Source organism: Pseudomonas sp. KH_017 (genome assembly GCF_057840285.1).
In genome coordinates, this window is record NZ_CM174509.1 from 748,496 (window position 1) to 769,245 (window position 20,750).

At 61.6% G+C, this 20,750-nt stretch carries 18 protein-coding genes and 1 pseudogene; 12 read left to right on the forward strand and 7 right to left on the reverse strand.

Annotated features, from left to right (window positions below; translation table 11 throughout):
- Positions 1 to 27 precede the first annotated feature (27 nt).
- The 8 genes from AC3IT6_RS03340 to AC3IT6_RS03375 all read left to right on the forward strand — a co-directional run bounded on the left by AC3IT6_RS03340 (position 28) and on the right by AC3IT6_RS03375 (position 10,671).
- Complete coding sequence (locus AC3IT6_RS03340; RefSeq protein ID WP_489354289.1) at positions 28 to 1,623, forward strand: FAD-binding oxidoreductase; 1,596 nt, start codon at positions 28 to 30, stop codon at positions 1,621 to 1,623.
- Between the two features lie 5 nt (positions 1,624 to 1,628).
- Positions 1,629 to 3,224, forward strand: coding sequence for a glycerol-3-phosphate dehydrogenase/oxidase (locus tag AC3IT6_RS03345; protein WP_489354290.1), 1,596 nt, complete (start codon positions 1,629 to 1,631; stop codon positions 3,222 to 3,224).
- Between the two features lie 20 nt (positions 3,225 to 3,244).
- Complete coding sequence (locus tag AC3IT6_RS03350) at positions 3,245 to 4,813, forward strand: FGGY-family carbohydrate kinase (RefSeq protein WP_489354291.1); 1,569 nt, start codon at positions 3,245 to 3,247, stop codon at positions 4,811 to 4,813.
- Between the two features lie 255 nt (positions 4,814 to 5,068).
- Positions 5,069 to 6,358 (forward strand): phospholipase, encoded by a 1,290-nt coding sequence (locus AC3IT6_RS03355; RefSeq protein WP_489354292.1) that lies wholly within the window; start codon positions 5,069 to 5,071, stop codon positions 6,356 to 6,358.
- A gap of 60 nt (positions 6,359 to 6,418) precedes the next feature.
- Positions 6,419 to 8,374 carry a DUF1302 domain-containing protein gene (locus AC3IT6_RS03360; protein WP_489354293.1) on the forward strand — a complete coding sequence of 652 codons (1,956 nt, stop codon included), beginning with the start codon at positions 6,419 to 6,421 and terminating at the stop codon, positions 8,372 to 8,374.
- 174 nt (positions 8,375 to 8,548) lie between these two features.
- Positions 8,549 to 9,922 (forward strand): DUF1329 domain-containing protein, encoded by a 1,374-nt coding sequence (locus AC3IT6_RS03365; protein ID WP_489354294.1) that lies wholly within the window; start codon positions 8,549 to 8,551, stop codon positions 9,920 to 9,922.
- Between the two features lie 87 nt (positions 9,923 to 10,009).
- Positions 10,010 to 10,255, forward strand: coding sequence for a FitA-like ribbon-helix-helix domain-containing protein (locus AC3IT6_RS03370; RefSeq protein WP_046038645.1), 246 nt, complete (start codon positions 10,010 to 10,012; stop codon positions 10,253 to 10,255).
- Positions 10,252 to 10,671 carry a type II toxin-antitoxin system VapC family toxin gene (locus AC3IT6_RS03375; RefSeq protein ID WP_489354295.1) on the forward strand — a complete coding sequence of 140 codons (420 nt, stop codon included), beginning with the start codon at positions 10,252 to 10,254 and terminating at the stop codon, positions 10,669 to 10,671. Before AC3IT6_RS03370 ends, AC3IT6_RS03375 begins: the two co-directional genes overlap by 4 nt.
- Positions 10,672 to 10,809: 138 nt before the next feature.
- Here the strand turns inward: AC3IT6_RS03375 and AC3IT6_RS03380 are convergent, their stop codons facing one another.
- Together AC3IT6_RS03380 and AC3IT6_RS03385 are read right to left on the reverse strand one after the other, a co-directional pair.
- Positions 10,810 to 11,673, reverse strand: a complete 864-nt coding sequence (locus AC3IT6_RS03380; RefSeq protein ID WP_371918218.1) for a methyl-accepting chemotaxis protein — start codon at positions 11,671 to 11,673, stop codon at positions 10,810 to 10,812.
- 42 nt (positions 11,674 to 11,715) lie between these two features.
- A pseudogene (locus AC3IT6_RS03385) lies at positions 11,716 to 12,729 on the reverse strand (methyl-accepting chemotaxis protein); the annotation flags it as partial.
- A 260-nt stretch (positions 12,730 to 12,989) separates the two neighbouring features.
- On the opposite strand from AC3IT6_RS03385, the gene pmrG reads away from it, so the two are divergent.
- Together pmrG and AC3IT6_RS03395 are read left to right on the forward strand one after the other, a co-directional pair.
- Positions 12,990 to 13,661: a lipopolysaccharide core heptose(II)-phosphate phosphatase PmrG gene (pmrG, locus tag AC3IT6_RS03390; RefSeq protein ID WP_489354296.1), complete on the forward strand. Its 672-nt coding sequence runs from the start codon at positions 12,990 to 12,992 to the stop codon at positions 13,659 to 13,661.
- A 31-nt stretch (positions 13,662 to 13,692) separates the two neighbouring features.
- Positions 13,693 to 14,520, forward strand: coding sequence for a phosphatase PAP2 family protein (locus AC3IT6_RS03395; protein ID WP_489354297.1), 828 nt, complete (start codon positions 13,693 to 13,695; stop codon positions 14,518 to 14,520).
- Between the two features lie 187 nt (positions 14,521 to 14,707).
- On the opposite strand, the gene AC3IT6_RS03400 is transcribed toward AC3IT6_RS03395, so the two are convergent.
- Together AC3IT6_RS03400 and AC3IT6_RS03405 are read right to left on the reverse strand one after the other, a co-directional pair.
- Positions 14,708 to 16,114 carry a DUF2252 domain-containing protein gene (locus tag AC3IT6_RS03400; RefSeq protein ID WP_489354298.1) on the reverse strand — a complete coding sequence of 469 codons (1,407 nt, stop codon included), beginning with the start codon at positions 16,112 to 16,114 and terminating at the stop codon, positions 14,708 to 14,710.
- A 229-nt stretch (positions 16,115 to 16,343) separates the two neighbouring features.
- On the reverse strand, positions 16,344 to 16,706 hold the full coding sequence (locus tag AC3IT6_RS03405; protein ID WP_223448175.1) for a DUF6124 family protein: 363 nt from the start codon (positions 16,704 to 16,706) through the stop codon (positions 16,344 to 16,346).
- A gap of 413 nt (positions 16,707 to 17,119) precedes the next feature.
- On the opposite strand from AC3IT6_RS03405, the gene AC3IT6_RS03410 reads away from it, so the two are divergent.
- On the forward strand, positions 17,120 to 17,371 hold the full coding sequence (locus AC3IT6_RS03410) for a helix-turn-helix transcriptional regulator (protein ID WP_489354299.1): 252 nt from the start codon (positions 17,120 to 17,122) through the stop codon (positions 17,369 to 17,371).
- A 29-nt stretch (positions 17,372 to 17,400) separates the two neighbouring features.
- Here the strand turns inward: AC3IT6_RS03410 and AC3IT6_RS03415 are convergent, their stop codons facing one another.
- On the reverse strand, positions 17,401 to 17,862 hold the full coding sequence (locus AC3IT6_RS03415) for an isochorismatase family protein (protein WP_489354300.1): 462 nt from the start codon (positions 17,860 to 17,862) through the stop codon (positions 17,401 to 17,403).
- A 293-nt stretch (positions 17,863 to 18,155) separates the two neighbouring features.
- On the opposite strand from AC3IT6_RS03415, the gene AC3IT6_RS03420 reads away from it, so the two are divergent.
- Entirely contained in the window at positions 18,156 to 18,419 is a 264-nt protein-coding gene (locus AC3IT6_RS03420) for a hypothetical protein (protein WP_223448172.1), read from the forward strand.
- Positions 18,420 to 18,600: 181 nt separating this feature from the next.
- On the opposite strand, the gene AC3IT6_RS03425 is transcribed toward AC3IT6_RS03420, so the two are convergent.
- Positions 18,601 to 19,620 (reverse strand): zinc-dependent alcohol dehydrogenase, encoded by a 1,020-nt coding sequence (locus AC3IT6_RS03425; RefSeq protein ID WP_201783896.1) that lies wholly within the window; start codon positions 19,618 to 19,620, stop codon positions 18,601 to 18,603.
- Between the two features lie 16 nt (positions 19,621 to 19,636).
- Positions 19,637 to 20,746: a Gfo/Idh/MocA family oxidoreductase gene (locus AC3IT6_RS03430; protein ID WP_489354301.1), complete on the reverse strand. Its 1,110-nt coding sequence runs from the start codon at positions 20,744 to 20,746 to the stop codon at positions 19,637 to 19,639.
- Positions 20,747 to 20,750: the final 4 nt, after the last annotated feature.

Here is a 20,750-nt window from a genome sequence, read left to right on the forward strand (position 1 = left end):
TGATCAGAACCGCAAAAGGACACACGCATGCGACGCTGGAACGGCTGGGGAGATGCAACCACGGTGGTCGAACTGCCGGCCCAGGGCGCGAGTTTTCTCGCCCGGCGGGTGGGTGACGGTCGAGCGCTGCCCGATGCGACGCTTGAGACGGCATTGGCCCGCGTGCCCCCGTCGCGGTTGCAGCAACACTTCTTGTACAGCGTGGATGCCCATGATCGTTTGCTGCATGCTCGCGGCCAGAGCCTGCCGGACTGGCTGGCGTTGCGTGAGGGCGCGTTGGGGAATTATCCCGACGCCGTGGCCTATCCCGTGAGCGCTGAACAGATTCGCCGGTTACTGCTGCTCGCCCATGAACAGGACCTGTGCCTGATTCCTTATGGCGGCGGCACTTCGGTGGCCGGTCACATCAACCCACCGAGTTCCACGCGGCCGGTGGTGACGGTTTCCCTGGCCCGCATGAATCGCCTGCAGGACCTCGACGAAGAGAGCCTGCTGGCCACCTTCGGCCCCGGCACCAGTGGACCGCAGGTGGAAAGTCAGTTGCGCGCCCGTGGTTACACCCTGGGGCATTTCCCGCAGTCGTGGGAGCTGTCGACCCTGGGTGGTTGGGTCGCCAGCCGTTCCAGTGGCCAGCAGTCGCTGCGCTATGGGCGGATCGAGCAACTGTTCGCCGGCGGGACCCTGGAAACCTTTGCCGGACCTTTGGAAATTGCCTCCTTTCCCGCCTCGGCGGCCGGGCCCGATCTGCGCGAAGTGGTGTTGGGCTGTGAGGGCCGTTTCGGGATCATTTCCGAAGTGAAGGTGCGGGTCAGCGCACTGCCTGCCGATGAGCGTTTCTATGGGGTGTTTCTGCCCGATTGGCCCAAGGCGCTGCAAGCCATCCGCCAGTTGGCCCAGGCGCGGGTGCCGCTGTCGATGCTGCGCCTCTCCAACGCGGTGGAAACCGAAACCCAGCTGGCGCTGGCCGGTCACCCGCAGCAGATCGCCTGGCTGGAAAAGTATTTGGCCCTGCGCGGCGCCGGTGCGGGCAAATGCCTGCTGACGTTCGGCGTGACCGGCAACCGGCGGCAAAATGCGCTGTCCCTGCGTCAGGCCCGGCAGCATCTCAAGGCGTTCGGCGGGGTGTTTACCGGCACCTTGCTCGGCAAGAAGTGGGCGCAGAACCGTTTTCGCTTTCCCTACCTGCGCGAGAACCTGTGGAACGCCGGTTACGTGGTGGACACCCTGGAAACGGCCACTGACTGGAGCAACGTCGATAACCTCCTCACGCTGATCGAAAACAGTCTGCGCGACGCCTTGGCTGCCGAAGGCGAGCGGGTGCATGTCTTCACCCACCTTTCCCATGTCTACGGCGAAGGATCGAGCATCTACACCACCTATGTGTTTCGCCCGGCGGCGGACTACCCCGCCACCCTGGCGCGCTGGCAGGCACTCAAGCAGGCGGCCAGCCAGACCATCGTCGACAACTGCGGCACCATCAGTCACCAGCATGGCGTGGGCAAGGACCACGCACCGTACCTGCGGCGGGAGAAGGGCGCGCTGGCGATGGAAACCCTGCAGGCACTGAGTCGGCATTTTGATCCGGCCGGGCGACTGAACCCTGGCACGCTGTTGCAGGAGTGACGGCCATGAGCCTGGACTGGAACGCGGCGTGGCGACAGCAGGTGCTGCCGAGGCTGGCGGATGAAACCTGGGACCTGATCGTCATCGGCGGCGGCATCAGCGGTGCCGGTATCCTGCGTGAAGCCGCGCGCCGAGGGTGGCGTTGCCTGCTGCTGGAGCAGCGTGATTTCGCCTGGGGCACCTCCAGCCGCTCTTCGAAAATGGTCCATGGGGGCCTGCGTTATATCGCCAAGGGCCAGTGGCGCCTGACCCGCGATTCGGTCCGCGAACGCCAGCGCCTGCTCGACGAAGCGCCGGGGCTGGTGGAGCCAATGAGTTTCATGATGCCGCATTACCGTGGCGGTTTTCCCGGACCGCGGGTGCTGGGTGGTTTGCTGTCCATCTATGACGCCTTGGCCGGGCGGCGCAGCCATCACTTCCATGACGCGCAACAACTGCGTTACCTGGCGCCCGGGGTGAAGGAAGATAACCTGCTGGGCGGCACCTGTTTTATCGATGCGCTGACCGATGATGCCCGCCTGGTGATGCGCGTATTGGGCGAGGCCCGGGCCGACGGCGCCGTGGTGCTCAATGGCGTGCGCGTGCAGCAATTGCTGCGTGAGGAGGGGCGCGTTTGCGGGGTTCAGGTCGAAGACTGCGAGGGCGGCGGATTACAGACATTGCGTTGTGCTGTGCTGGCCGTGGCCACCGGCGCGTGGGCCGAGCGCTTGCGCCTGCCCGATGCACCTCGCCAGTTGCGCCCGTTGCGTGGCAGTCATCTGTTGTTGCCGGGCTGGCGCCTGCCAGTGGCGCAAGCCTTCACCTTCCTGCACGAGCGCGACCGTCGACCGGTGTTCGTTTTCCCTTGGGAGGGCGCCACGGTGGTCGGCACCACGGACCTCGATCATCACGGCGATCTGGACCAGAGCGCGAGCATCAGCTTTGATGAACTCGACTATCTGCTGGCGGCCTGTAGCCAACAGTTCCCCCAGGCCGGGGTGGTCGCAGCCGATGTGCTGTCGACCTGGTCGGGCGTGCGCCCGGTGGTGGGCAGTGCGGCGGGTGAGCATCAAGACAAGCCGTCGAATGAAACCCGTGAGCATGTGCTGTGGCAGGAACCTGGTTGCGTGACCCTGGCCGGCGGCAAGCTGACCACTTTTCGCCCGCAGGCGATCGAAGTACTCAAGGCCTGCGCGACCATGCTCGAGCGCCCCTTCAAAGATGACGCCGCGCCGGTGTTCGCCCCCGTGCCGCCGCTGGCGATACCGGGACTGAGTGCCAATCGGTGGCGGCGCCTGGCCGGGCGGCATGGCCGTGACCTGCCGAGGCTGGCGCAACTGATCACCGAACTGGGCCACGACAGCGTCGGCGGCACTGACACCTTGTGGGCGGAACTGGCCGTTGCCTGCGATGGGGAAATGGTCCTGCACCTGGATGACCTGCTGCTGCGCCGAACCCGCCTGGGCCTGTTGCTGCCGCGCGGTGGCGAGGATTATTTCGCTGCCATTCGCCAACTCTGCCAACCGCGACTGGGCTGGGACGATGAGCATTGGCAGCAGGAATTACAGCGTTATCGGGCGTTGTGGCAACGCCATCATGGTGTGCCGGATGCCGCGCATTGATGCCCATTGAAGAGAGCTCCATGGATAACCACCCGAACAAGCGTTACCTGTTGGCCATCGACAATGGCACCCAGAGCGTGCGCGCGCTGCTCTTCGACCTGCAGGGCAATCTGCTGGGCAAAGGCAAGGTCGAGTTGCAGGCCTATTACTCCACTCAACCCGGCTGGGCCGAACAGGACCCGGAATATTACTGGGCAAAACTGGGTGAGGCCTGCCAGCAGTTGTGGCAACAAACCGGCATCGATCGTTCACAGATTGCCGGTGTATCCCTGACCACCCAGCGCGGCACCGTGATCAATGTCGATGCCCAGGGCAAGGCGCTGCGCCCGGCGATCCTGTGGCTCGATCAACGCCAGGCTGAAGTCAAAGGCGGCATCAAGGGACCGTGGGGCTGGCTGTTCAAACTGGTCGGCGCGCAAGCCACGGTGGACTACTTTCGCGCCCAGGCCGAGGCCAACTGGATCGCCCGCAATCAGCCTGAGGTCTGGGCGGTGACCGACAAGTTTTTGCTGCTCTCGGGGTTTCTCACCCATCGCCTTTGTGGGCGCTTTGTCGATTCCGTGGGCTGTTGCGTCGGTTACCTGCCGTTCGACTTCAAGCGCTTGCGCTGGGCCGCACCCGCCGACTGGAAATGGCAGGCGCTTGCGGTGCGTCCCGAGCAACTGCCGAGCCTGCACAAGCCCGGTGAAACCCTGGGCTACATTAGCGCCGAGGCCAGCCGCCACACCGGGATTCCCGAGGGGCTGCCGCTGATCGCCGCGGGTGCCGACAAGGCCTGTGAAGTCGTGGGGTCCGGCGTCGTCGACCCAAGCACCGTGTGTCTTTCCTACGGCACCACGGCGACGATCACCAGCACCCGGTCGCGCTACCTGGAAATCGTCCCGTTGATTCCGCCTTACCCGTCCGCGGTGCCGGATCAATACAACTGCGAGGTGATGATTTATCGCGGCTACTGGATGGTCAGCTGGTTCAAGAACGAATTCGGCCTGCGGGAAATGCAGCAGGCCAAAGCCCAGGGCGTGGAGCCCGAGCAACTCTTCGATGCGCTGGTCGACGCCGTGCCGCCGGGCTCCATGGGGTTGATGCTGCAACCCTACTGGTCGCCCGGTATCCGCGATCCGGGTGTGGAAGCCAAGGGTGCGATGATCGGCTTCGGCGACGTGCATACCCGCGCGCACATTTACCGGGCGATCCTCGAAGGTCTGGCGTACGCCTTGCGTCAGGGCATGGAGAAGATCGAGAAACGTTCGAGGGTCTCCATCACGCGCTTGCGCGTCGCCGGAGGAGGTTCGCAGAGTGATGCCGCGATGCAACTCACGGCGAACATTTTCGGCCTGCCGGCCGAGCGTCCGCATGTCTACGAAGCGTCCGGCCTGGGCGCGGCCATTTGCTGCGCGGTGGGGCTGGGGCTGCACGCGGATTTCCCCACGGCGATGGCCGCCATGACGCGGGTCGGTGCGGTATTCATGCCGCAACCCGAGGCGCAGCAGATCTATGAGCGACTGTACAAAGAGGTCTACCTGCGCATGTATCGACAGCTCAAGCCGTTGTACCAGAGCATCCGCAAAATCACCGGTTACCCCGCCTGAAAGAACACCGCAGATCCCCCTGTGGGAGCGGGCTTGCTCGCGAAGGCGACGTGTCAGTGACATCAATGGTGACTGACACTCCGCATTCGCGAGCAAGTCGGATCGCCGCACCGCCGCTCCCACAATGGTCAGCGGTGTTTTCACGCCACCTCATGTGGCGCTATCGGAGAACTTTTCTGGTGAGATTGGACAGTGTCAGGGGCGGGGTCGGTTGTTAGGCTCAACCCCCACTGCACATCCAATAAGAACCAGGCAATGAAGCTGACATTCCCCCTGTTGCTGCTTTGTGCAACGGCCCCGACAGCCTGGGGCTGGTCGAACCATACGGTGGGCAGCTACCTGGCGTTGCAGGATTTGCCGACGTTGCGTGATGCACCGCAGGTCGAAGTCGAGCCGCTGGAACAGTTTCTTTCGCAGCAATACCAGGCCGTGAGTGCGTTGCTCGATGAGCAGGAGCGTTTCGCCCGCGAGCACTTCGCCCAATACCCGCCGCGCCCCGACAACCTGCGATTGCCAGCGGTGCCTGGGGACAATCTGCGCCACGACTTCCTCACCGCACTGCGCATCAATCCCGGGATTCATCTGGCGATGGTCATCCAGCCGATGCCGGGCAAGGATCTGCCCGAGCGTGAACACCTCAAGGCCGAACAAGTCATGGTGGAGCAGACGCTCTCACCGTGGAATCGCCAGCGCTTCATCCTTGTGGCTGACCACGAGCAAGTCGCGCCCCTGGCCGTGTTGGCCAGCGCCGCCGACGAGCCGGATTACGGCCACGACATCAACCTGTTCAGCGACAACCCCGGCGAAGTCGGCGCGTTGTACGGCTTCGGCCCGCAGCCCTTCGGTGACGCGCGGTTTCAGTACAGCTCCCAGGCGCCCTTCCATATGGGCTTCTTCCATGAGAGCCCGGTGGTGTACGCCGCTGCCGGATTTCTTCAGCGCAGCTGGCCGGACTGGCGCGCCTACCAGTACATGGGCTTGGCGCGACTGGCGTTTGCCACTGGCCATCCATATTGGGGTTATCGATTTCTCGGTTGGGGCCTGCACCACGTTCAGGACATGACCCAGCCGTATCACGCCAAGCCGCTGCCCGGTGTCGAACTGGCGAGCCTGCTGGTGCTGGAAGGCAAGGCCCTGGCCGGCTTCGATGCCGACAAGCATGCAGCCATCGAACGAGTCGCCACCCGGCACATGGAAGTGGAGAAGTATCAGTCGACCTGGCTTCGTCGCCTGCTGCGCGCCGGCCAGGCACACCCGATGCTCGGCGCTTATGCCGACTTTGCACAGGACGCCCGTTATCCGCCGTACTCGGTGGACTACCTGCGCGAAGTGGTGAGCGCCGAGTCCGTCGACCAATCCGCAGCGTTTGATGAAGCCATCGGCCAGTGGCTGGACACAGCACCGATCACCAGCGATTTCAGCAGCGGTAATCAGCTGCAGCGCGAAGACTTCGACCATCCGGCACTTAACCGGCAGCTTTTCAAACTGCTGGGGCATTTCGGCGCCCACAGCCGGATTTACGCCAGTGCGGGATTGGTACCATAGCCATCGCTGCAACGGCGTCAGAAGACAAAAACAATAAAACCAGGGAAAGAGGAACGGATCATGAGCACTCGATTTCGCCTGTCTGGCGCGGCGCTTCCCGGCGTGGGCCTGGCAGGGCTGCTGCAACTGTGCGCAGTCGACGGCGTGCAGGCCAAGGAGTTCAGCGTGCTGGACAACCAGATCACCGGTTCATTCGACAGTACCTTGTCTTATGGCCGCTTGTGGCGGGTCCAGGGCCGGGACAAGAACAACGATGACGTCAACACCAACGACGGCAATCGCAACTTCGACACCGGGCTGGTTTCCGAGGTGTACAAGATCACCTCGGAGCTCGAGGCCAACTATCAGAACTACGGGATGTTCGTGCGCGGCACCGCGTTCTATGACACGCAACTGATGGACAAGCGCAACGATTACTACCGCAACAACAACCCGTCGCAACCCAGTCAGAGTTTCCCGCAGGACGACCACTTCACTGACCAGACCCGCGATATCGCCGGCAGCCGGGTGGAGATGCTCGACGCGTATCTCTATGGCAACTGGGACGTCGCGCAGATGCCGCTCACGGCACGTATCGGGCGCCAGGTGTTCAACTGGGGTGAGGGGATTTTCTACCGAGGCGGGATCAACACCACCAACCCGGTGGATGCGGCCAAGTACCGTCTGCCCGGGGCCGAAGTCAAGGAGGTGCTGGTACCGGTGGAAGCGCTGAGCTTCAACATTGGCCTGACCGACAGCCTGACCATGGAAAGCTTTTACCAGACGAACTGGAAGGAAACCCGCATCGACCCGGTCGGCACGTTCTACTCGCAGACGGACCTGTTCGCCGACGGCGGCAACACCGCCTACAACAACTTCAGCGGTACCGCGCTGGACACCCCGGTGCCTGGCTTCGGCAACGTCATCGATCTGTACAGCGCGCTAGGCAACAACCCGTTGCTCAACCAGGCCCTGAGCACCACCGGCCTGTACGCCAACGGGGTCACCCCGGCCTTTGGCAACACCGTCAAAGTGGCCACGGTCGGCAAGGATTTCAATGCGCGCAACGACGGCCAGTTCGGTTTCGCTTTTCGCTACATCGCAGAAGAACTCAACAGCACCGAGTTCGGGTTGTACATGGTCAACTACCACGCCAAGGAGCCGACCATTTCCGCCGATCTGGGCGGGTACCAGGGCATCGACATGAATGCCCTGACCAACCTGTTGGCCGGTGTCGCCGGCAGTCAGGCGGGGCAACTGGCCAACGGCCTGGCGACCATGGACGTGCTGGGCAATATTCAGGCGCATCGGCGCTACGCCGAAGACATCCGCATGTACGGCTTCAGTTTCAACACCACCCTGGGCCAGGCGTCGGTGTTTGGTGAAGTGGCCTATCGGCCGAACCTGCCCATCGGGGTTGCCGCCACCAACGACCTGATCGGCGACCTGGCCAACGGCGCCGCCGCAGCGGCAGGTGGCCAGACCATCAACATCGGCGGGCAGCAGGTCACGCTCGACAGCCAGATCAATAACGCCGAGCGGGTGGAAGCGTTCAACACGTCCATGGGCACCATTTACAACTTTGGCCCGAGCCTGTCATTCGACTCGCTGTTCGGCGTATTCGAGCTGGCGTCCGAGCACCTGCGCGGCAGCAGCCTGCAATACACCGCGTATGACGGCAGTACCCGTTACTTTGCTGGCACCGGCAACTTTTCCTACGTGTCCGGCGGCGAGCGCAGCGACCAGGTCAACCGCAATTCCTACAGCTACACCGCGATGCTCAACGGCACCTGGAACGACGTGTATGCCGGGGTCAACGTCTCGCCTTATGTCGTCTACAAGGATGACTTCGAGGGCAACAGCTATCAGGCGGGCAACATCATCGAGGGCCGCAAGGCCTACACCCTGGGGGTCAAGGCCAACTACCAGAACAAGCTGGAGGCCGAGCTGCAATACACCGAGTTCTACGGCGGCGGGCAGGACAACGGCCTGCGTGACCGCGACAACGTCGGCTTCAACCTCAAGTACTTCCTTTGATTGCTACACGCAGACCCTGTGTGGGAGCGGGCTTGCTCGCGAAGAGGGCGGCACATCCAAAACACATGTCGCCTGACACACCGCTTTCGCGAGCAAGTCGGATCGCCGCACCGCCGCTCCCACAGGGGATCTGCTGTGTTTTGCAGGCCAGCTGGATTTTTTCGGAGAACGATCATGTTTCACACTTCACGACTGACCAAGACCGCGCTGGCGCTGTTCCTGAGCCTGGCCGCCGGCAGTGCGCTGGCCGCGGTCACGCCCCAGCTAGCCGAGCAATTGAAGACCACGCTGACGCCGCTGGGGGCCGAGCGTGCCGGCAACTCCGCCGGCACCATTCCGGCCTGGAACGGCGGTATCAGCCAGGCGCCGGCGGGCTACAAGCCGGGCCAGCATCACCTGGACCCCTATGCGGCGGACAAGCCGTTGTTCACCATCACCAAGGCCAACCTTGAACAGTACAAGGCCCACCTCAGCCCGGGTCAGATCGCACTGTTCAACAGCTACCCCGACACCTTCCAGATGCCGGTCTATCCCTCTCGCCGGTCGGGCTCGGCGCCGCAGTGGCTGTATGACAACACCTTGAAAAATGCGACCGCGACCAAGCTGCTCGATGGCGGGAGCGGTTTTGCCGATGCCTATGGCGGTGTGCCATTCCCTGTGCCCAAGGATGGCATCGAGGTGCTGTGGAACCACATCACCCGTTATCGCGGCATCTATGTGGTCCGTCGTGCCTCCGAAGCGCCGGTACAACGCAACGGCAGCTTCGCGCTCGTGACCTCGCAGCAGGAAGGGCTCTTCAACTATTACCGCCCGGGCGGGCAGTTTGCCGACCTGAAAAACATCCTGTTCTACTACCTGGCGTTCGTGAAGAGCCCGGCCCGGCTGGCGGGCGGTGCGGCACTGGTTCACGAGACCCTGGACCAGCTCAAGGACCCGCGTCAGGCCTGGGTCTACGACGCCGGCCAACGCCGTGTGCGCCGGGCGCCGAACCTCGCGTATGACACCCCGATCGCCTCATCCGACGGCCTGCGCACGGCGGACGATACCGACCTGTTCAACGGCTCGCCAGACCGCTACGACTGGAAGCTCAAGGGCAAGCAAGAGGTCTACATTCCCTATAACAACTACAAAGTCGGCAGCCCTGAGGTGAAGTACGAGCAGTTGCTCACACCGGGCCACCTCAACCCTCAATTCACCCGTTATGAGCTGCATCGGGTCTGGGTGGTCGAAGGCACGCTCAAGCCGGGTGCACGGCATATCTATTCCAAACGCGTGCTGTTTCTGGACGAGGACAGTTGGGGCGCCGCATTGGTGGATCAATACGACGGGCGAGGGGAGTTGTGGCGGGTGTCGATGGCTTACCTGAAAAACTTCTACGACCTGCCCACTACCTGGAGCGCGCTGGACGTATTCCATGACTTGCAGGCGCGTCGTTACTACGTGCAGAACCTGGATAACGAAGAGCCGGCCACAGTGGACTTCGCCCAACCGGTGCCGGAAGACGCGTACTTCATGCCGTCGGCATTGCGTCAGCGCGGGACGCGGTGATATTGGCCATTGGGAAGATTGCCGGGTTTTGGTTTACCAGGATGTGCTAACCTGCAATCAATGATTTCATTGATTGCAGGAGGCATCATGGCCAGCATCACAATTCGAAACCTTGATGAGAAGCTCAAGGAGCAGTTGCGTATCACAGCGGCTCATAACGGACATTCCATGGAAGAAGAGGCTCGCCTGATTCTGGGCCGGGCCTTGGCGACTGTTGATCGCGCCGGTGGACTTGGAAGCAGGATCCGCAACAGATTCAGCGCTCTGGGCGGAGTCGAGCTTGATCTGCCAGAGCGTTCAGAGAAAGCAACGGCGGTGGATTTTTCTGAATGATCGTGCTCGATACCAACGTTCTTTCAGAGTTTATGCGGGTTGAGCCTGAAACCCGGGTGCTTGCCTGGGTTGATGCGCAGCCGGCGATGGATCTGGCAGTCAGTGCGGTAACGGTGGCAGAAATACTCCACGGCATCGCACGCCTGCCTTCGGGCAAGCGCAAACAAAAACTTGAAGCCCATGCCATGGCCATGTTCGAAGAGGACTTTGCCGGACGCATTTTGCCGTTCGATGCTCATGCCGCTGTTGAGTACGCAACGCTGACAGCCGGTGCTGAAGCAAATGGACGTGCGGTTTCAATGGCAGATGCGCAAATTGCCGCCATTTGCCGAAGCCATGGGGCGGCCATAGCCACCCGCAATGTACGAGATTTCGAGTTCAGCTGTGTTGAAGTGATAGATCCCTGGATGAGCTGAGTTCCCCTGTAGGAGCGAGCTCGCTCGCGAAGAATTTGCCAGCGCCGCGATCATTCAGAATGCACGCGTTATCGTTGACCACCATCGTCGGAGCGCCGCCCGGAGCAAGCTCGCTCCTACAGGACGAGCCTGAAGTCATCACACGCGGAAGTGGCTCACCATCTGCTGCAATTGACCACCCAGCCGCGCCAGTTCAATGCTGGACTTGGCGGTCTCATCGCTCGCCGCAGCGGTCTGTTCGGACACGTCACGCACGTTGATGATGCTGCGGCTGATCTCCTCGGCCACGGCGCTTTGCTGTTCGGCAGCGGCGGCGATCTGCTGGTTCATCGACTGGATGTTGGACACCGTGCGGGTGATGTTCTCCAGTGACTCGCCGGCCTTGCGGGTCAGGGCCACGCTGCTGTCGGTGAGGACGCGACTGTTGTTCATCACCGCCGACACTTGTTGCGTGCCGTTCTGCAGGCCGGCCACCAGGCCTTCGATTTCCTCGGTGGATTTCTGCGTGCGCTGGGCCAGGCCGCGGACCTCGTCGGCCACCACCGCAAAACCACGACCGGCTTCACCGGCACGGGCCGCTTCGATGGCGGCATTGAGCGCCAGCAGGTTGGTCTGTTCGGCGACTGCCTTGATCACGTCCATGACGCTGCCGATCTTGTCGCTTTCCCGTTGCAGCACGCTCATGGCCTCGGTGGAACGTACCACCTCACTGGCCAGGCGCTCGATCTGGGCGATGGCTTCGTTGACCACTTTGTCACCTTCACGGGCTTCGCCGTCGGCTGCCGCAGCAGCTTGCGAGGCTTCTTCGGCGTTGCGCGCGACTTCCTGCACGGTGGCGGTCATCTCGTGCATGGCGGTGGCCACCTGATCGGTCTCGACTTTCTGGCTGTTGACCCCGGCACTGGTCTGCTCGGTCACGGCCGACAGCTCTTCGGCGGCGCTGGCGATCTGGGTCACGCCGTCGCGGATGCCGCTGATCAAGTCGCGCAGGGTTACGCCCATGCGCGCGATGCCTTGCTGCAACACGCCGAGTTCGTCGCGACGGGTGACCAGCACGTTGTGGGACAGATCACCGCTGGCGATGCGATCGACCACCGCCAGGGTTTCGCGCAATGGTCGGGTGATCTGGCGAGTGATGACCACGGCGGCAATGACGCCCACCAGTAACGCCAGCAACGTGCTGATCAGCTGCAGAGTGCGCGCCCGGGCGCTTTCGGCGTCACGGCGGTCGAGCTGGATCTGGTACAGCTGATCGCTCTGGGACACGATGGCGGCGCCCTGGTCGGTCATTTCCTGGCGCGCTTGCACCGCGGCATTGCTGGCGGCCTTGTAGGTCTGCAAGGCGCTGCGGTAGTTGCCCAACGCGGTTTCCAGCTGACGCAGGGCGTCTTGCCGGGAGTCGGCGAAATGCACGTTAAGCGGTTTCAGGCTGGCGATGGCGGCGTCCAGTTGGCCGACGGCTTTTTGCTCGGTCTCGGCATTGGTACTGGCGGTGTAGCCGCGCACTTCGTAGCGGGCCAGCAGGAACGCTTCCTTGGCCGCGGTGATGGCCTGGAACTGTTCGAAGCGCTGGTCGCTCAACGGCATTTGTTGCACGCGGGTATTGATGTCATTGATCAGCGTGTTGGCGGTTTCGGCGTTGGCACTCATGGCGTCGCGGGCACTGTTGCCGGCGAGATAGGCGCTGCGCATCTTGCCCAGGGACGTCCTGTAGGCATCGATGACAGTGCCTTGCTCTCGCAGCAGCTTGAGGTTTTCCGGGCTCTTGAACTTCGCCAGCAGGGCTTGCTGCTGGGCCGAGAAGGCGTCGAGGGTGGTCTGCACGTTCTGCGCGGCGGTTTCGTCGCCGTTGGTCAGCATGTATTGCAGGCGAACCACGCGCAGCTTGGTCAGGCCGGCGTTGAGCTGGGTGATGTCGCTCATCCAGTTGCTGCGGTCGATCAACCCGCCCAGGCTGGTCCAGCCGGTCAGGGCCAGGACGCAGGTCAGTGCCAGGACCAGGCCAAATCCCAGGCCCAGTTTCAGGTTCACGCTGATGTTGCCGAACCAGCTATTCATCACATTCCTCCAGGAACTTGGTACTTCTTTATCGTCGGTTGGCTGGAAGATTGTTTTTATTGGAAGCCGCCAAGCTGTGTAAGCAGGATGTATCGGCAGCAATCCCGGGAGCTGAAAGGATTTTTCCGCAGGGTTTGTGTAACAAGATTTTTACAGCGCTTTTAAGCTTTTTTTCACATGCGTTTCACCAGTCACCGACGCGCCTTTCTTTAACCTGCCGGGATCTAATGAGGTAGTGCGTGCCGGCGAGGCGGCTTGATGTGGAATTAAGACTGAGTCTTTTCGGGATAAAACGCTCGATCGATCTGAGCCGCTTCGCCCGTTATCGCAACGCTGCGGTGGTGTTAGCCTCGGCGTTGCTGGTGATCCCGTTGACGGTGTTCTTGCTGCGACCTGCCGCCGTTGCGGACCTGGCTCACGGCAATGTGCCCGGTGCACAGGCGTTGATGACCGGGTGGGCCAAGGGCGACCTGATCGTGCTGGTGCGCCACGTCGAACGCTGCGATCACTCCTCGGCGCCTTGCCTGGTCGGCAATGATGGCATTACCGAGCGCTCGCGCCGTGTCGCCATGGGTGTCGGTGCGCACTTCCAGAACCTGGGCCTGGACAACGCTGATATCTACAACAGCCCGATCCTGCGGACGGCGCAGACCGCCAGCTTCATGTTCAACAAGGTCGGCACGGGCGAAGACTGGTTGATCAGTTGCAAGGGCACCATGCTGCGCGACGCGTTGGCGCACAAGGTGGCCGGGCGCAACCTGATTCTGGTGACCCACAGCGAATGCATGGACCAACTGGAAAAAGACCTCCATTTGCCGACTTCGACCCTGGGTTACGGGGCCTCTTTGTTTATCTCCGCCGAAACGCCGCACACTCCGCGCATGCTTGGCTTTATCGAAGCCTCGGATTGGCCGACCGTGACGCCCCGTTGAATTTAACCATCCCTTCGAATCAGGACTGAGCATGCAGACCGCTTCCCGCTTTTACTGGGTGAATTTTGGTATTCCGCTGGCCTGCGCGGTCGCGGTGTTCCTGATGTTCGACATGACCAGCATCGACATCGCCTTCAACAATTACTTTTTTGATCCGGTGACGCAGACGTACCCGTTGGACCAGGTCCATCTGTTCGAAAAAATTACCCACAAATGGGCGAGGATCATTCCGAACTGGACCGGCGAAATTGCAATTGTCGGTGCCTTGCTGTCATTTCTCTGGCCGCGTCTGAAGGCTGAAAAGCACTCGAAAATCATCGCCTTCCTGGAAAAAATCAAAGTCGCACCGGTACTGCGCTTTGCCAACCGTCATCGACGCGACTTTCTCTACGTGGTGTTCGCGTTCTCCATCAGCACCGGGGTGATTCACTATCTCAAGGGCCACACCAGCGTGTATTGCCCGATCGAGACGACCCTGTACGGCGGCAAGATGGAGCACATTGAGTGGTATGAAAATTTCGACCTGCTGAAAGTCGCCGGTGAGGGGCGCTGCTGGCCGGGCGGACATGCGTCGGGCGGTTTCACCATGCTGGCGTTGTACTTCGTGGCGCGCCGTTATCGCTGGCGCTATTCGAAAGCGATCATGTACGGCTCGCTGACCCTCGGATTCATCTATGGCACAACGCGGGTATTACAAGGGTGGCACTACATGTCCCACACCTTCTGGGCCGGGATCTTCGTGTGGCTGGCGTGTTTGCTGACGGCGCTGGCGTTTTACGGGCGAGCGAGGCTGGAACAGCCGGTGCTCACCAGAGCGGAACAACCGGTGTTGGCGGCTCAGCCTCAATCTGTGAATTGAGTTGACGATTGAACCGCAAAACCCGCACTCCGAAAGGGCTGCGTTTTTTTTTAAAAAAAAGCCCGCGGGAGGGCGGGCAAACCGTAGTTTCTTGAATGAGCGAGCGAAATGTACAGGCTGGCGCGGGGTGGTGGGGTGAAGAAAAATTCATCTCGCTCCAAGCCCCGTACCAGAGCCTGCGACACCGCTACGGCAAATGATCGGCGGCAAAGTCGGTTTCCGACCGGGCACGCAAGCGGCCCTTGCGGCAGGCTTGCTGGAACCGCTCGAAATCACGCTCGTTGTGCTCGGTATAGCCCTGGGCATATTTATAGAGCGCGTCGGCCAGTGCATCGCTCTTGCCGATGTAGCCGCTGATCACCGCCGCGTGTCCGGAAGACTTGGCATGAGCGCGAGCCAGGGCCCGGCCGCAGAGCCGGCCATAGGCGGCGAATGCGTCGCCATCGAAGGTCTCGAGTTCGGCGGAGATTTTCATATCGCGCAATTGCCGCACATAGAAATGCCGCCCGCTGGGACCGGTGGTCCAGCCGAGGAACAAGTCGCTGGCCGATTGCATCAACCGCTGGCCGTCGACCACCCGTTGCCCCTCATGCCGCACCCGCGACCTGGTCTTCACGTAGCCGGCGAGCACCGAGCGTCGCGCTTCCTTGAATTGCAGGAACAGCGGGAACTGCTGATCGTCGGTCAGCAGCGCCACCAGGCAACGGGTGCCGACACTGCCCACGCCCACCACTTTGAACGCCATGTCCTGAACGTGAAAACGCGATAGCAGTTCACGGCGGTCCGCTTGCAGGGTGCCGCGATAGTCGCGCATGAAGGTGTCGTAGAGCGGACGCCAGTCCGAGAGGCGCAACCAGTCGTCATCGGCGTCCAGCAGCGTGGTGTTTTTGTGCAGGTGGAAAATTTCCGGCAGGTCATCGCGAATGATCAGACGGCCATGGGTGTCGCGTTCGCTGATTTTCGGCAGCAGTTCGGCATGGGTGCGACGTTCGGCTTTGGCGATGGCGCGTTCCACATGGTCCAGGGTGCTTTTGTTGGCCTGCGCCAGCAGGTCGTCATAGCTGATGGATTCGTACCAGGTTTCCAGCGAGCTCTGTTCGGCGCACTCCAGCATGGTTTTTTGATAGGCACTCACCACGTCATGGCAGATGTTTTCCTCAACGGATTCCCCATGGCGCAAGTCGCGGGCGGCCACCAGGAAACTCGCCACCAGGCGTTTCAAGTCCCACTCCCACGGCCCGGGATGGGCTTCGTCGAAGTCGTTGACGCTGAACAGCAGATTGCGCTCAGGCGTCGCGAAACCGCCGAAGTTCATCAAGTGGCTATCGCCACAAATCGGCGAAACCAGCCCCATGTTCGAGGTGCCCGCCAGGTCGTGGGCCTGCAGCAGCGCATTGCCGCGATAGAAGGTGAAAGGCGACACCAGCATGCGTCCGTAGCGCAACTCCACCAGCGATTTGACGCGTCCTTCACTCGATGCCTTGATCAGCGGTATGGGGTCGCGGTCGACATTGCCCAAGGCTGCTTGCGAACTGCGGGAGCACTTCTTGCGCGCATCCTTGCCTTGCTTCAAACGGTCGCTGAGGGTGGTCATGGAGGCCTATTCGACAGGGGTTACAGGGCGATTGCGAAATGAGTGTAGAAGGGCTTTGCGGGTTCGTCCGAAACCACGTTCAAGTATCCGTGGTGTGCTGCGATGACCGTGGCTCTGGCGTTGGACGGTCCCAATGAGACCGCCCATTTTCCAGGATCAAACCTGCATCTGCAGCCGTCGCCCAACCACATCCAGCAAATCGCCGGCCATCAGGACGTATCGATCCATCTCAAGCCTCCACTTCGTCGAGTGGCGCGATGTTGTCCAGTGCCCGGTTCACCAGCAATTGCGCCAGCACGGCCAACTGCTGGATCGCCAGGGCGATGTTTCGACGCGAACTCTCAAGCTCGCAGGCAAGGTCGGTGCTCATGACGTTGAGCGAGGCCAGGGTTTCACTGGCGTGGGTGAGCAGGGACGGTGTGTCGATGTTGGGGCGGAGGGTGAAGACGTGGCTGATGGGGTCGAGGTGATTGGGGTTGCGGAGGCGGGCGCTGATGGCGGGTTCGGTGAGGTCGGAGAGGTTGGAAAAGTCGGGTGTTTCGGTTGTTGAGTCAGGTGCAGTGTTTGGCGGATTGGGACTATGTTTTTTCATGATTGTGCTCCGTCTTTGGTTGAAGGAGCTGCCAGCTATCTGCTGTCAATCAGATGTGGGTGGCAGCTGTACGCGGGTTGACAGACCGGAGAGCAACAAAACCGGTGCATCCGAAGATGCCCCACGCACAGCCACCATAAGACAGAACGCGCAGAAGCATGCCGTTTTATCGGGAAGAGTGGAAGGTAGCTCTTCAGCCTGTCAAAGCCGATCACTGATTTGCAGTGACCGACGAAGGCTATCTTCGAGAGGCAGCATCCGCCAGTTCATGAAAGACGATGCGTTTTGCGGGAAATGTCCTAGGACGTGAGGAAGGCGTCGAGATGGGTAACCGCTTGGATGCTGAGCCAAATCGATTCGCAGTAATGTCCTGTATGCAATACATTCGATCACCAATGTCACGGTAACCGAACATGGATCAATCTCTTCTGCTATCCCGCCTGGGACACCAAATACGTGAAAAGCGTAAGAGTCACGGACTGACGCAATCAAGAGTTGCCGAGCTTTCCGGGTTGCCGCGGCAGAAAGTTATTGCCGTGGAAAAGGGTACATCCACCGTTGCGATGGTCGCGTATGCCCGAGTTTTGTGCGCATTGGATTGTGAGCTTTCTGTGAATCCGGCAGCACTGCCAACGCTTGAAGAACTAGGTGAACTTTTCGAGTGAAACGACGGCTTTTGCGTGAGCACAACAGCTTACAAGTCCGCCAATTTTACCGTGTGCTTGAAATGATGCTCCCAAAGCCTGACCCCCAACCTACCCGTCCGGTCCAGCGAAGACCCCACCGTCAAATCCGTGATCAACGTCGGCTGCAACCCCGCATCAAACAGAGCAAACCCCGCCGCCAGGCAGCAGGTCTCGGTCTGCAGGCCGCACACCAGCACGCGTTCGACGTTGAGGCTTTTCAGGTAGTCGATGGTTTCCGGTGTGGGCGCGTAGCCGTGCTTGATAAAGATGCGGTCGGCCGGGATCAGGCTGTCATCGTCCGGTGCGGGGTGCCAGCCGAGCTGTTTTTCGAAGGGGGTTATGGATTCGTCGTGGTGCTCGACCGTGGCGACACTGGGCAGGGTGCCGATCAGCTTCTGGATACCGTCGATCAGCCACTGCGGCGGGGCGAAGCCGGGTTGTACGTCGATGATCAGGAGGGCTTGGCGCATGGGCTTCTCCGAGGGGATGGCAGTGATAGGGGCGACCGTGGATGCAAAATATTCTGGAGGGTTTCGCTGGGCTCTTCGCGGGTAAACCAGCTGCGAAGCTCAGCCGTTACCGATGCCCATATTGCACCATGCACATAACAGCCTAGCGCGACGGCCTATGTGGCCCTATCGTCAGATTTCACCTGCCACAAAGTGCTTTTGTGAGTTGTGAGCGTACGATGTAACTCACGTTTTCGCTGAATTCCCGGGGGAGCGAAAGAGGCGACTGAGCGGTATGGCATTGGAGAAAAATCATGATTCGCAAGCACTACTTGAAAGCCCTGGCGATGCTGCTGATCGCCGCTGGCGTGCAGTGGGTGACGCTACCCGCTTACGCGACCGAGCAGGGTCAACAACGGCGTGAAGCTCGCGATACCAGGCAGGAAGGGCGATCCACCGCCCGGCAAACCAAGGATGAATGCAGAAAGGGTAGTGACAAGAGCAACGTGGAATGTCGCCAGGACAAGCGCAGCACCAAGCAGGATACCCGTCGCACAGCCCGGGATATCAAGTACTGATCGTTAGCGTGGGTCCTGATTGCGCCTGCCGGCAGGCCGGTCAAGCGCTTCGGGATTTCGAGAGATGGTGGATGTCCGCTTCGATCCAGGGCGGACATCATCGAAATGCGCTGTAGTCATGGTGGTCGTTTGCGCAAGAACGATGATACAGCCGTACCATCTCCATGTTCTGGCTTGAGACTCATCCGAACGTCACCAATACCTTGGCCGATTCATCCGCACGCGCGGCGGTAGCGAAGGCTTGTTCGAAGTCTTCGAAGGCGTAGCGATGACTGATCAGCGCGGTGGTGTCGATCCGGCCTGCGGCGAGGATCTCCAGCACCTCGCCAAACTCGGTGGGATAGGCCATGGCGGTGGTCACTTCCATCTCCTTGCCCAGCGCCATCGCCAGATCCATGGCGACCGGTGCGTGATGCACCGCCACCACCGTCAGATGCGCCCCGAAACGTGCGCGGGCGATGATTTGGGGAATAACCGGCGCTGCGCCCGACACCTCGATGAATTCGTCGGTATCCACCACTGGCATCCCGTAGAGCGTGCTTGCGCCATGGCGCTGGCCGATTTCAGCCCAGAGATCGCAGTTGTCGGGATTGAAGGTGGCGTTTGCACCGAGTGCGCGCGCACGCTCCAAACGTGAGTCCACTCGATCGACGGCAATGATGTCCGCGACGCCGCGCAGACGGAGCATTGCCACGACGCCGAGCCCGATGGGACCCGCGCCGAAAACGACTACTTTGCTGCCAGCGCCGGCACGCGACCGGTTGACGCCGTGCAGCGCGACGGCGAGCGGCTCGACCAGTGCAGCGGTTTCGAAGTCCAGCGTGTCGGGAATGGGGTAGACCGACGACTCGGCCATGACATTGCGCACGAGAATGTGCGAGGCGAAGGCCCCAGGACCTCCGGAGCCGATCATGTTCGCAGGCGTCGTCGGGTTGACCACCACGCGCTGGCCTTTATGCAGCGCCGTCACTCGCGCGCCCACCTCCTCGATCACGCCCGAGAATTCATGCCCGAGCGACAAGGGACCATCGCCCCCCATCGGCAGGCCACCGGCGCGCGCATAACCGAGGTCAGAGCCGCAGATACCGCAGACCACGACCTTGACCACAATATCGTCCGGCCCGGCACTGGGGCGCTGTACCTGCTCGACACGAATATCGTCAGGTCCGTGAACCGTTGCATGAAGCATCAATTTCGTCATAGCAGAGTCCTTCATTTCAGATTGTGATCCAGGCGCGCTTGCGCGCCGACAGTCGAATTGCATCGAGCACCTGTTGGCCTCGCGCAGCGTCGTTGAATGTGGCGGCACGCTCGGGGATCGCGGGTGCGCGATTTTCGATCCGCGTGCGCATCTCGGCGAACAGGCGCGCATAGGGCGCAACATCGAAGCCCATGGTGTGCCAGCGGTCCTGCTCGGTCTGGATCAGCTCGGCGACGGGAAAAGCTGTCGGCATTGCGTTGACCAGATCCGCGGGCATCTCGATGCGCCGCACGCCATCGGCGTCGCTCACCCAGACTTCTTCGGGGTCACCAAACGTCGCGCCGCTCTGAATCCACGCGCCGCCTGCGCTGCCCACTACTTTGGTGGCCATCACCAGCGGCCCCGGCGCGGCCAGCGCGGCGATGATTGACCCGGCAACACCGCTGTCCGTTTCGAACTGCACGCTGTAGCAATCGTCGGCTGTCATGGTGGGGCGCCCGGGCGCCAGCGTCTGCAGCATGCCGCTGACACGAGCGATGGGGCCGAACATGTATTCGACCTGATCGATCATGTGCGAGCCGAATGCGCCAAGGAAACCGCCGCCCTGGTCAGCGTCCTCCCACCAGTCGCTGAGCTTGCTTGTCGAGTCCTGCAGGCCCGGTTGATGGTAGATGCGCAGGAAATGGCGCGGCGTGCCGATCAGCCCCGACTGAACGACGCGCCGCAACAGCGCCTGCGCGCTGTCGAAGCGGAATTCGGCGCCGAGCAGGTGATGAACACCTGCCTTTGTCGCGGCTTCGCGCATCTGCGCCGCTTCGGCGGCGTCGCGGGCAAAGGGTTTTTCGCACACGACATGCCGCCCGGCGGCGATCGCGGCCATCACCGGTGCATAGTGTGCGTGCGGGGGCGTTGCCACCGTAACGAGCTGTATCGCCGGATCAGCCAGCACCTGGGCCAGACTATCGGTCGTCAGTGGGATACCCAGCGGCGCGGCGCGGGCGATGGTGCGGGCACGGTCTCGGCCGACGATGGCGCGCACCTCGAACCCGGCCTCGCGCAGCGCACGGACATGGGTGAACAGGCCGAAGCCGGTGCCGACCACTGCGGCACCTATGGGATGAGTCATCAGA